Here is a 12,031-nt window from a genome sequence, read left to right as displayed (position 1 = left end):
CACCATAGGGAAAGCGAGCCGATGACGACCTCTGCCGAAGCACACGAGACGAGGATTCCTGTCCCGCCGTTCACCGTCGAGTCCGCTGTACGGAAGGTCCGACTCGCCGAGAATGCCTGGAACACACGCGATCCCCACATCGTGTCGAAGGGCTACTCTCTCGACAGCCGCTGGCGCAACCGCTCCGACTTCGTCACCGGCCGACAGGAGATCGTCACGTTCCTGACCGGGAAGTGGGATCGCGAGCAGGAGTACCGATTGATCAAGGAGCTCTGGGCGCACGGCACCGACCGCATCGCGGTGCGGTTCGCCTACGAGTACCGCACCGACGCCGGTGCGTGGTTCCGTGCGTACGGCAACGAGAACTGGCAGTTCGCTGCGTCGGGCCTGATGACCCACCGGCACGCCAGCATCAACGACGTGCCGATCCGGGAGGGAGACCGCCTGTTCTTCTGGGACAGCAGCGGACCGCGTCCCGACGATCATCCCGGCCTGTCCGATCTCGGGCTGTGAGGTATTCCTGGACAAGCGAACTGGCTTACCATGGGCGACTGGACTCACGCCCGGTCAGGTCTCGCGCTGTGCCGCCTCCGGACACGGCGGCGGACCGCTCAACGGGAAATGGACGCGCTCCTCGACGCGGATACGCGCACCCTTCGGGGTGCCGCCGGATCTGATCCCGACGGCGGCGAGAATCGCCGCCCCGAGTAGCAGGCCCGCGGCGATCAGCATGGTGATACCGAACCCGGCGTCGAACGCGCCCGGATCGGCGTAGTCGGCGCCGCTGATACCGGCAAGTGCCGGTACGACGGCCACCGACAGGAGTCCACCGGCCCGGGCCACGGCGTTGTTGACCCCCGATGCCGCGCCGGCGAGGCGGTCCGGTGCGGAGTCGAGCACCGCGGCGGTCAGTGGCGCCACCACCAGCGCCAGGCCCGCGCCGAACACCAGCGCTGCGGGAAGGACATCGGCGAGCCAGGATGCCTGCGGGCCGATGCGCAGCATCAACAGCAGTCCCGCGGCCGAGAGCAACGGACCCAGCGTCATGGGTAGGCGGGGGCCGATCCGGCCGGCCAGCGCCCCGGTGCGCGACGAGAACACCAGTAGGATCGCCGTGACCGGCAGCAGCGCGGCCCCGGCCGCGACCGGACTGAAGCCCGCGACGGTCTGCAGCTGCAGAACCAGCGTCAGGAAGACCACGCCCAACGCGCCGTAGATCAGCAGTGTCACGGCGTTGGCCACCCGGAAGGTGTTGTCGCCGAACAGTGCCGGCGGCACCAGTGGATGCGGGGAACGGCGCTCCACCACCACGAAGGCGGCCAGCAGCAGCACCCCGGCAACGACTGCAACCAGCGCACTGCCGGTCGCGCCGGTGCTGCCCAAGCTGGTCAGGCCGAACGTCAACGCGCCCAGGCCCAGTGCGGCCAGCACGGTACCGGGCACGTCCAGGCCCGGCGGGGAGTCTGCGTCGCGGCTTTCGGGAACCCGCAGAACCGTCAGCGCGACCACCGCGGCCGCCAGCGGCAGGTTGATGAGAAACACTGCCCGCCAGTTCCACTCGACGAGGAAGCCGCCGACAAACGGGCCCACCGCGCCGGCCAGCCCGCCCAGACCCGACCATGCGCCGATCGCGGCGGCGCGGTCGGCGCCGCGGAAGGAGGCCGAGATCAGGGCCAGGCTGCCGGGGGTGAGCAGCGCACCACCCACGCCCTGGAAGGCACGGGCGATGATCAGCGTCTCGATATTCGGCGCCAGGCCGCAGGCTGCCGAGGCGATCGCGAACCACACCACCCCGATGAGGAACACCCGCCGCCGACCGTAATGGTCACCGAGGGAGCCGCCCAGCAGGATCAGTGCCGCCAGGGTCAGTGTGTAGGCGTTGACGACCCATTGCAGGCCACCGAAGCCGGCATCGAGGTCGGCGCCGATGTGCGGCAGGGCCACGTTGACCACGGTGCCGTCGATCATCACGATGGCCGAGCCGAGCACCGTGGTGAGAAGCACCCACCGGCCCGCGGCGGTCTTCATCCGCAGTCCGCCCGGATCGTCCACGCTACCCTCCACGCCTACTCGCCGAAGCGCTGTCTGGGCGAACGGTACCCGGGACAGACTGCGGCTACGCGTTGTCCGATGCCGAGTCGCCGTAGTCCCAGGACAGGGTCCGCACGGGGGTCACGTAGATGTAAGTGGCAACCGGTCTGGGCGCGGTGGGCCACTCGGACTCCGGCACGCCGCGCGACCGGGCAGCGTGGCGTGCGAGCTCCAGCGTTTCAGCGGGTTCCCGAACGATGCGCGCATGGCCTTGGAACATCACGCCGCGGATGTCCGCCATGGTCGAGCCGGCTTCGAGCATGACGCTCACGTTCGGATTGCGCTCTACGTTGGCCACTTTCCGCGTGCCATCGCGCACACCCATGACGACGTCACCGTCGATTCGGAAGTAGCCCAGCGGCACGGTGTGTGGGAACCCATCCTTGTCGATGGTCGTCAGGATCGCCCAGCCCGGGCGGCTGTCGAGGAGCGCCGTGATTTCGTCGTCGGTCAGTTTGCGGGGCATGTGGCGAGGTTACGCGTGAGGCTGCTATCGCCCTGCCACGGTGAGCAGCGCCGCTCACTTGGCGGCTTCGGAGTTCTTCGAGGTCTAACGTTGGCCGAATGGGTTTGTTCAGCCATGAGGAGTCCTGGGACGGCGCCGACCGCACTGCTGACGCCGCTGGTGGCGGGGTCGTTGAGCGGGCGCGCCGTGCGGAGGTGGACCAATTCGGAACGGATGACCCTGTGGTGGTAGGTCCGGGGTCGCCGCCCGAGGATGGTTCATGCGGTCAGTACGCCGTGCAGTTTCACGTGTCGACGTCCATGCTGATCGGGTTGAAACGTATCGCCGATACGCGTGGGGTGAGCGTGCCCGAAGTGTGCCGCCAGGTGATCGGTGTGTTCGTCGCCCAGCAGGAGGGCGAGTTGGGTGCGCTTCTGGCTGCGGAGTCCGAGGTGGATGGCTACCGGCCGAGTTTGGGCCCCTCGTAGGTGAGTTCCGCTACAGAAGGGGCATACGGCCGAGTCGAGTCGTTCGAGACGCGTCGCAGTGTCCGCCCTGGGTGATTCGAAGCCGGATGAGTGCTCCGGGCCGTGGACCAACTCGCTCGTACGTCTGATCGACAAGCAAGGTGGCTGGGCGGTCGGATGACCGCTACCGCGCCATGTTCGTGAATCGCGACAGGTGAAGCTGGTGCGCCACAGTGATGTTCGCGGTCGGACCATTGCGGTGCTTGCCGAGGATGATGTCGGCCTCGCCGCCACGCGGGTCTTCTCGGTCAAACGCGTCGGGGCGGTGCAGCAGCATGACCATGTCGGCGTCCTGCTCCAGTGAGCCGGACTCACGGAGGTCGGAGACCTGTGGCCGCTTGTCGGTGCGCTGCTCAGGACCACGGTTCAGCTGACTGATCGCCACCACCGGTACGTGCAGCTCCTTGGCCATCAGCTTCAGGCTTCGGGAGAAGTCCGAGACTTCCTGCTGGCGCGAATCGTACTTCTTGCCCGAGCTCATCAGCTGCAGGTAGTCGACGACGATCAGTTGCAGGTCGGCCTTCTTCTTCAAGCGCCGCGCTTTGGCGCGGATCTCCATCATGGTCAGGTTCGGCGAGTCGTCGATGTAGAGCGGCGCCTCGCTGATCTCACTCATGCGGCGCGCCAACCGGGTCCAGTCGTCGTCGTTCATGCGGCCTGAGCGCATATCGCCGAGCTTGATGTTGGCCTCGGCCGACAGCAGGCGCATCACGATCTCGGACTTGCTCATTTCCAGCGAGAAAATAACGCTGGCGAGCTGGTGTTTGATCGAGCAGGACCGCATGAAGTCCAGGCCGAGTGTCGAATTGTGGGTCGGCACCATCGACCGGCTGGCCAGATACATGTGGCTGTCGTTGTCGACCTCCACGCACCGAACGGGTACCGACACAACCGGCCGCACATCAACGATGAAGCGTGAGGACCGGCGCGCGGATCCGCTGTTCGCCCGACGCTCCTTGTGCAGCAACGCCTTTCGTTCCAGGCCGAACACCACGTCCTCGGCCGAGAACGTCAACGTGTACGCCGTCGAGGACGCTTCGGTGCGCCCGGAGACCCGCTTCGTCGAACGGTGGCAGCGGTACCCGAGGCTGACGATCAGCTCTTCGACATCGTCGACCAACCGGCGGTTGGTGACGCTGAACTGGACCGAGCCACCGTTTGTCACGGTGCCATCGGTGTCTAGTAGCCCCGCCAGCAGAGCGCGGCGCTGCGCCTCCGACGCCCGCAGATAGGTCATCGGAATGTGCTTGTCGCCCAACACGCCGATGGCCCGTAGGCGGGCCTGCACGGAGCCGACCGAGGTGCCCTCGCCTTCGATCCGCATCAGTATCTCCGGATCGGCGGTCGTGATCTGTGCGGCGGCAGTGGTGCCGTCACCGAGCCAGGCGCCCAGCGTGTACGGCGCAACCAGCAGGTCCGCGTCAGCTGCTGCCAACGGCTTGGCATTGGCCACCGAATGATTGAGGCGGCGGTCCTGCGTCGGGCAACGCAACGTCCGGGCGATCTCGTCGGTGGTGCGCACGGCAGCGAAGGTGCGCTGGTTCTTGTACCGGTGGTAGCCGGTGGCCGCCGCCTGCGCCGACTTGCGGGATGCCCGGGTCTCCGTCAGCCACTGATGCTGTTCGTCCGCGACGATCACCGTGCCATCGGAGAACTCCACCTCGTAGCACGGCCGGCCAAGCATGACCTCGGTGGCCGCGACCACCCGGGTGGGCTGACCGTCGTCGCCGATGAGCAGATCCCCCACCGCGACCTCACCCATGGTGGTCCAGCCCGTGGGCGTCGGCAGCGGGGTGTCCAGCGCGAGGGCCTTACCCACGCCAGGCCGCGCCGCGATGATGATCATCTGGCCGCCGTGCAGACCGTTGGTGATCTCGTCGAGGTCGATGAAGCCGGTGGGCACACCGCGCGACATACCGCCCGAGGACGCGATGGCGTCGATCTCGTCCATGGTGGGCTGGAGCAGATCCTCCAGCGCCACGAAATCCTCGGACTGGTTCCGGTTCTCGGTGACGTCGTAGATCTCGGCCTGGGCCCGGTCGACCACGTCGGCCACATCGGCGCCGTCGGCTCCGGCGTAGCCGTACTGCACGACGCGCGTGCCGGCCTCGACCAGCCGGCGCAGCAGCGCTTTCTCGGCCACGATGGTGGCGTAGTAGCCGGCGTTGGCCGCAGTGGGCACGGTGGAGATGAGCGTGTGCAGATACGGGGCGCCACCGACCCGGCGCAGCTGCCCGCGCCGGTCAAGTTCGGCGGCCACGGTCACGGCGTCGGCGGGCTCACCGCGGTCGTAGAGGTCGAGGATGACCTCGGCGACGTCTTGGTGCGCGGGCCGGTAGAAGTCCGCGGACCGCATCTTCTCCAGCACATCGGCGATGGCGTCCTTGGACAGCAGCATGCCGCCGAGCACCGCCTGTTCGGCAGCCATGTCCTGCGGGGGCTGGCGGCCGATGTCTTCGCGCGGCGGCTCCTCCAGATCGGAGTGTCCACCGGCATGACTGAAGTCGTCTACGACCGCCACGAAGCGCCCCCACCTCCACTAGCAGATCTATCGCAAATATGTTCGATCAACACGCTACAGCGGCCCACCGACAACCTTCCGACGAACCTGCGACGGCCAACGTAAGGCTTTGCTCAACCGCATGCAATCGGGGCCTGTTAGCAGAGCTGTGGATGGCGTGTGGACAGCTCCGGTGAGCCGTGTTGACGGGTTGGGGAGAACCTGTGGATGAATGGCCCCGTTATCAGATGGGACGCTGATCAGCGCCGCTTTTGATTTGTGCACGGCTGTGGACATCAATTGGTTCGGCGTGTCTCGGCGGGTTGCCCTTTCGGGCGTGTTGCGTGGCTTTCAGGAGCCGCAGAGGTTAACAGTCGATGGCCGTTGCTGTGATCGAAATCCCAGAATCAGTTCGCTGGCAGACACAGCAACGCCCGGTTGGAAAGCGATGTGCTTTCCACCCGGGCGTTTGACTGCTTGAGCTACTCCGCGGTGACGTTCAGCTGAACCGCGGCGCTGACGCCGGGGTGCAGCTTGACACCGATCTGGTGCGTGCCGGTGGCCTTGATGTGGGCCTTGGGCAGCTCGACGGTGCGCTTGTCCAGGTTCGGGCCGCCCGCCTTCTTGATGGCGGTGACGACCGCGGCCGGGGTGACCGAACCGAACAGCTTGCCGGTGTCGGCCGCAGCCTTCACGGGCAGCGTGACGGCGCCCAGGCCCTCGAGAGCGGTCTTCAGTTCGTTGGCGTGCTCGACGCCGCGAACTTCCTTGATCTCGCGGGCCCGGCGGATCTCCTCGGCCTGGCGCTCGGCGCCACGGCTGGCCACGATGGCCAGACCGCGGGGCAGCAGGTAGTTACGGCCGTAGCCGTCCTTGACCTCGACGGCGTCGCCGGCGATTCCGAGGTGCTCGACCTCAGCGGTGAGAATCAGCTTCATTGTCTTCTCTCCTTACCGCGTCGACGAACCGAACGGCAGCAGAGCCACCTCGCGGGCATTCTTGACGGCAACAGCGACGTCGCGCTGGTGCTGCACGCAGTTACCGGTCACCCGACGGGCACGAATCTTGCCGCGCTCGCTGATGTAGGTGCGCAGCAGCGCGGTGTCCTTGTAATCGATGTTCTGGTTCTTGCCCTTCTTCGAGCAGAACACGCACTTGCGGGTCTTGACCGGCTTCTCGGGTGCCGGCCGCCGCTTGTTGCTGGACTTGGCCATGGATCTATCTCTTTCTCAAATGATGTGAAGCGTTGTCTAAAAGGGCGGTTCGTCGTCGGCGCCGCTGTAGGAACCGGCCGCGGGCGCGCTGCCCCACGGATCGTCCTTGGGCTGCTGATCGGAACCGCCACCGCGCGGGGCGCCCCCACCGTTTCCGCCACCGAACCCACCGCCGCCACCGCCACCGCGGCTGGCCTTGTTGACCTTGGCCGTGGCGTAGCGCAGGGAGGGTCCGATCTCGTCGACCTCGAGCTCGACGACGGTGCGCTTCTCACCCTCACGGGTTTCGAAGGACCGCTGCTTGAGCCGACCCGACACGATGACCCGCGAACCGCGGGTGAGGCTCTCGGCCACGTTCTCGGCAGCCTCACGCCAGATGTTGCAGCGGAGGAACAGCGCTTCGCCGTCCTTCCACTCGTTGGTCTGACGATCGAACGTCCGCGGCGTCGAAGCCACGGTGAAGTTCGCGACGGCCGCGCCGGACGGTGTGAACCGCAGTTCCGGGTCGGCAGTCAGGTTTCCGATAACAGTGATGACAGTGTCACCAGCCACGAGATCCTCCTGGGCGTCTAGTCAAAGCGGAGTGTGCGTAAGAGCAGTCGCAGGCGAGCCTACGGAAGTGCACCGACGCGCACAGCGCGTCAACCAACTCAGTGCTTGTCGGTCCGCATCACCTTGGTGCGCAGCACGGACTCGTTCAGGTTGAGCTGACGGTCCAACTCGGACACCGTCGCGGGCTCGGCCTTCACATCGACGACCGCGTAGATGCCCTCGGCATGCTTGGCGATCTCGTAGGCCAGCCGGCGGCGGCCCCAGATGTCGACCTTGTCAACGCTTCCACCGTCCTTGCGGATGACGTTCAGGAACGTCTCCAGCGAGGGAGCTACGGTGCGCTCGTCGAGAGTGGGGTCAAGGATGACCATGATTTCGTATGGACGCATAAGGAACCCATCACCTCCTATGGTCGTTGCGGCCACGGCGTGTCCGTGGCAGGAGGGTCGCCTGCGTCGGCAACCGCTCCAAGGTACAGGAACGGCCCGTGATCTGCGAAATCGCGGGGGTCGGCCACGCATCGACGGTGCATTCAGGACGGGAGAACGGCAGAATTCTCGATCTGCGTGCACCGTCGGCGCCCGACGAGGTTGACGCTGCGGTGAGGGCGCGGGTTACTCGGCCTTTGTCGCCGTGGACGCAGAGTCAACGGGCGCCGAGCCGACGGGCACCGCGGCCGCAGACTCAACGGCCGCCACAGCAGGCGTGGACCCGGGCGCAGCCGGCCGCAACCACCCCGGCAGCCAGCCGGGCGGATTGTCCGGCGCCCGGTCGAACACCCCGCCGGACGGGTCGTCGACGCCACCGCGCGAGCGCACCAGGTCCAGTTCGGGCCTGCGGATCTGCCGGATCACCAGCACCACCAGCGCCACCACGGCGATATCGCGCAGCAGCACCGTCACCGTGAACCACTGCTCGGGCAACCCGCGGTTCTGCTCGCCGTACAGGTAGAGCATCCGCGGCACCCACACCAGCGCGTCAATGGTCATCCACGCCAACAGGATTCGCCGGTGCGGCAGCGCCAGCACCGCCAGCGGCACCAACCACAGCGAGAACTGCGGGCTCCACACCTTGTTCGTCAGCAGGAAGGCCGCCACCACCAGGAAGGCCAGCTGGGCGAACCGCGGCCGCTGCGCGGCGGTCAATCCCAGCCACGCGATCCCGATGCAGCACACCAGGAACAGCACCGCGGTCACGGCGTTGGTGATGGTCGGCGGCTCCCAGAATCCGAGCCCCGGATCGAATCCCCGCCAGCCGGTGAACGACTTCACCACGTTGTAGATGGAGTCCATGTCGTCGCCACGGCGCGAGTTCAACCGGAAGAACTCCGACCAGCCGCGCGGGAACAGCACCAGGATGGGCAGATTCACCAGCACCCAGGTCACCAGCGCCGTCACCGCCGTCCGGGTGAACTCACGCATCCTGCCGGTGCGCAGACACAGCACCAGCAGCGGACCGAGTAGCAGCGCCGGGTACAGCTTGAGCGCCACCCCCACCCCGATCAGGACACCGGCGAGCACCGGTCTGCGCCGCGCCCAGGCCAGCATCGCGGCCGTCGCGCAGGCCACCGCCAACGCGTCGAAGTTGGTGAAGATCTGGAAGATCAGCAGCGGTGAGGCCGCCACCAGCGCGGCATCCCAGATGCGCCGGCCGGCCAGCATCGCCGTCGCCCACACCGTCACCAGCCAGGCCAGTGCCAGGCCGAACGCGGAGATGTTGAAGAACATCACCACCTCGGCCACCAGCGGTACCGAGGCCACCGTGGTCAGCGCCGAATAGGTTTTGGCCAGCGTCATCGACAGGTACTGGTAGAGACCGGTGAGCACCGGATACTCCATGTACCGCACGGGCGCGCTGCCGTCGTAGACGACGTGCGGTTTGCCGTCGCCGTCCTTCTCGATCCAGCTGGACTTGTACGGGAACTTGCCCTGGTTCAACAGTTCCGCGGTGTACAGCGGCACGGTGTCGGAGTAGCACAGCGAGTAGTACGCGCGCTGGTTGTCCCAGTTGGCGACGCGTTGGGCGGCGGTCCCGGTGTCGGTGGACTGCAGGCAGGCCGCCTTGGTCGAGTAGCCCAGCGCCAGGAAGACCAGCGCGATCAGCAGCATCACCCGCAGCGGGGTCAGGAACCGGGTCCGCCCGATCAGGGCATGCCGGCCGACGGGACCACCGATGTTCGCCGACAGCGCCGATCCGATGGCGTCGTTGCGGCTGGGCATGTCCCGGTCGTCCGCACTGCGCAGATTGTTCGCGAGCGGAGCCGGCGAAACCGTCCCGTCGTCTGCCGTCACGGCGGCGGCGGACCCGGCGGCACCGGCTGGCCGGGCGGCGGGACCGGCTGACCGGCCGGCGGCGCCGGCACATTGGGATCACCGGGCGGCGGCGGCCCGACCGGAACCGTCGTCGGCGGCCCCCACGGGATGGTGAGGCCGGGCGCGATCTCCAGCGTCGGCTGGATCACCGTCTCCGACGGCGGGGCCGGCACGGGGTTGACCGACGAGGGCGGCGGTGCGGGTGCGGCCACCGGCGGCCCGGCGTAACCGCCGATCTCCGACGGTTTGGGGAAGGTCTCGTTGTCGGTGCCATCCAGCGCACCGTCCATCGTTTCCTTCCAAATGTCCGACGGCAGCCCGGAGCCGTACACCGGTCCGCCCCACTGGTTCACCAGCGGCTTGTCCCCGCCGGTGGTGCCGACCCAGACCGCGGTGGACAGCGACGGTGTGTAGCCGACCATCCAGGCATCGCGGTTGGCGCCGGTGTCACCGAGCTGGTTGGTGCCGGTCTTGGCCGCCGACGGACGACCGCCGGACAGGTTGTGGCCGTTGGAGTATCCGGCGATGGGCTGCATCGCGGCGGTCACGTTGTCGGCCACATCCGCCTCGATGCGCTGCTCGCCGTCATCGCCCTGCTCGGCCGCGTCGAACAGCACGTTGCCCGACGCGTCCTCGACCTTCTGCACGAAGTGCGGGCGGTGGTACACCCCGGACGCGGCCAGGGTGGCGTACGCCGAGGCCATGTCGATGACGCGGCTCTGGTACTGGCCGAGCACGATGCCGTTGTTGGGCGGGCCGCCCTGGCCGTCCTCGGACAGCGTGTGTTCGACGCCGGGGAAGCTCTCGGCGATACCGGCCTGATGGGCGGCGTCGGCCACGTCCTGCGGGCCGTTCTGCAGCTTGAGCATCAGGCGGTAGTAGCTGGTGTTCAGCGACCGCTTGAGCGCCTCGGCGATATTGCAGCTGCCGCAGCCGCCGCCCTCGACGTTGTTGATGGTGATGCCGTTGAGCGTCAGCGGCGAGCTGTCGATGTTGTAGCCCAGCCCGATGCCCTGCTGCAGCGCGGCAACCAACGCGAACACCTTGAACGACGAGCCGGTGGGCAGGCCGGCCTGGGCGAAGTCGAAACCGTTGGCATCCGAGCCGCCGTAGTAGGCCTTGACCCCACCGGTTCTGGGGTCGATGGACACCACCGCCGACCGCATGTCGGGGTCCTGGTCCTCCAGCGTCTCGGCGACCGCCTCCTCGGCGGCCTTTTGCGCCGTGGGATCGATGGTCGTGGTGATCTTGAGGCCCTCGGTGTTCAACGTCTGCTCGTTGATGTCGAACAGCTCGAGCAGTTCCTTGGTGACCTGGCGCTCGATCAGCCCGTTGGGACCGGTCGTCTGGTTGGCCTGGCTGGCGAAATCGGGCGGCACCGTCGGCGGGAACACCTGCGCGGCCCGGTCGGTCTGCGACAGCGCGCCGATCTCCACCATGCCGTCGAGCACCCAGTTCCACCGGTCGGCGGCGCCCTCGGGGTCGACCGCGGGGTCCAGCGTGGACGGCCGCTGGATCAGCGCGGCCAGCAGGGCACCCTCGGCGACGTTGAGCTGTTCGACCGGCTTGCCGAAGTAGGCCTGCGCGGCGGCGGACACCCCGTAGGCACCGCGGCCGAAATAGATGATGTTCAGGTAGGACTCGAGCACCTGGTCCTTGGACCACTCGCCGGCCATCTTGGTGGAGATGACGAGTTCCTTGGCCTTGCGCACGATGCCGCCGACGCCGGAGCGCTCGTCACCGACAAGCGCGTTCTTCACGTATTGCTGGGTGATGGTCGACCCGCCCTGCAGGCCGCCGTTGCTGCCGAACAGGTTGTTCAGGAAGGCCCGCGCGAACCCGGTGAACGAGAAGCCCGGGTTGGAGTAGAAGTCGCGGTCTTCGGCCGCCATCACCGCGTCCCGCACGTGCACCGGGATCTGGTCGATCTTGACGTCGACCCGGTTGCCTTCCGGCGGAACGATCTTGGCGATCTCACTACCGTCGGAGGCCAGGATCGTCGACACCTGCGCGGTGCGGATGTCCCCGGGTTTGGGGACGTCGACGATCATGTAGGCCATTCCGAAGGTGATCGCCGGGAGCACCAGGAACACCACCAGCGCGGCGTAGGCCGCCCGGCGCACCCACTTCCACTGGAACTTGCGCGCGCCCGGCGGCTTGGGCCCCTGCGGGGGGCCACCGGATCCACCCGGACCGCCACCCGGCGGCGGGGGTGGCGGCGGCTTGCGGGGCGGTCCGCCGTCGAGGGCGGCCTTGACGACGTCGATCGGGTCACGCAGGTGCGGCGCGACATCCGGACGCACCGGCGGGATCAGCGCCGTCTTGCGGTCGTCGGGGATCCCGCTGCCGACGGGCGGACGCTGGTGGGCGGGACCGGGTGGTCTGCGGGG

The 12,031-nt window shown here is 67.5% G+C and carries 11 protein-coding genes; 2 read left to right on the top strand and 9 right to left on the bottom strand.

Translation table 11 applies throughout. The features are described from left to right. The first annotated feature begins 21 nt into the window (after window positions 1–21). Complete coding sequence (locus BST17_RS27300; protein WP_083062146.1) at window positions 22–513, top strand: nuclear transport factor 2 family protein; 492 nt, start codon at window positions 22–24, stop codon at window positions 511–513. 54 nt (window positions 514–567) lie between these two features. Here BST17_RS27300 and BST17_RS27295 read toward each other — a convergent pair whose 3' ends face one another. After that, window positions 568–2,028, bottom strand: a complete 1,461-nt coding sequence (locus BST17_RS27295; protein WP_083062164.1) for an MFS transporter — start codon at window positions 2,026–2,028, stop codon at window positions 568–570. 88 nt (window positions 2,029–2,116) lie between these two features. Continuing rightward, window positions 2,117–2,557, bottom strand: coding sequence for a pyridoxamine 5'-phosphate oxidase family protein (locus BST17_RS27290; RefSeq protein ID WP_083062145.1), 441 nt, complete (start codon window positions 2,555–2,557; stop codon window positions 2,117–2,119). 98 nt (window positions 2,558–2,655) lie between these two features. Between BST17_RS27290 and BST17_RS27285 the strand changes: the two genes are divergently transcribed. Further along, window positions 2,656–3,024, top strand: a complete 369-nt coding sequence (locus BST17_RS27285) for a hypothetical protein (protein ID WP_083062144.1) — start codon at window positions 2,656–2,658, stop codon at window positions 3,022–3,024. 163 nt (window positions 3,025–3,187) lie between these two features. Here BST17_RS27285 and dnaB read toward each other — a convergent pair whose 3' ends face one another. From dnaB to BST17_RS27250, 7 genes are all read right to left on the bottom strand, one after another. Further along, on the bottom strand, window positions 3,188–5,584 hold the full coding sequence (gene dnaB, locus BST17_RS27280) for a replicative DNA helicase (RefSeq protein WP_083062143.1): 2,397 nt from the start codon (window positions 5,582–5,584) through the stop codon (window positions 3,188–3,190). Between the two features lie 461 nt (window positions 5,585–6,045). After that, complete coding sequence (rplI, locus tag BST17_RS27275; RefSeq protein ID WP_083062142.1) at window positions 6,046–6,501, bottom strand: 50S ribosomal protein L9; 456 nt, start codon at window positions 6,499–6,501, stop codon at window positions 6,046–6,048. A gap of 12 nt (window positions 6,502–6,513) precedes the next feature. Next, window positions 6,514–6,777, bottom strand: coding sequence for a 30S ribosomal protein S18 (rpsR, locus tag BST17_RS27270; RefSeq protein WP_019512180.1), 264 nt, complete (start codon window positions 6,775–6,777; stop codon window positions 6,514–6,516). Window positions 6,778–6,813: 36 nt separating this feature from the next. Continuing rightward, window positions 6,814–7,329 carry a single-stranded DNA-binding protein gene (locus BST17_RS27265; protein WP_083062141.1) on the bottom strand — a complete coding sequence of 172 codons (516 nt, stop codon included), beginning with the start codon at window positions 7,327–7,329 and terminating at the stop codon, window positions 6,814–6,816. A 98-nt stretch (window positions 7,330–7,427) separates the two neighbouring features. Then, window positions 7,428–7,718, bottom strand: coding sequence for a 30S ribosomal protein S6 (gene rpsF / locus BST17_RS27260; RefSeq protein ID WP_018603055.1), 291 nt, complete (start codon window positions 7,716–7,718; stop codon window positions 7,428–7,430). Between the two features lie 225 nt (window positions 7,719–7,943). After that, a complete protein-coding gene (locus tag BST17_RS27255; protein WP_234807854.1) occupies window positions 7,944–9,548 on the bottom strand; it encodes a glycosyltransferase family 87 protein in 1,605 nt (534 codons plus the stop codon). A 68-nt stretch (window positions 9,549–9,616) separates the two neighbouring features. After that, window positions 9,617–11,980, bottom strand: a complete 2,364-nt coding sequence (locus BST17_RS27250) for a transglycosylase domain-containing protein (RefSeq protein WP_083062163.1) — start codon at window positions 11,978–11,980, stop codon at window positions 9,617–9,619. Window positions 11,981–12,031 lie beyond the last annotated feature (51 nt).

Source organism: Mycolicibacterium bacteremicum (assembly GCF_002086115.1).
GTDB classification, from domain to species: domain Bacteria; phylum Actinomycetota; class Actinomycetes; order Mycobacteriales; family Mycobacteriaceae; genus Mycobacterium; species Mycobacterium bacteremicum.
This window is presented reverse-complemented; position numbering and strand designations above follow the sequence as displayed.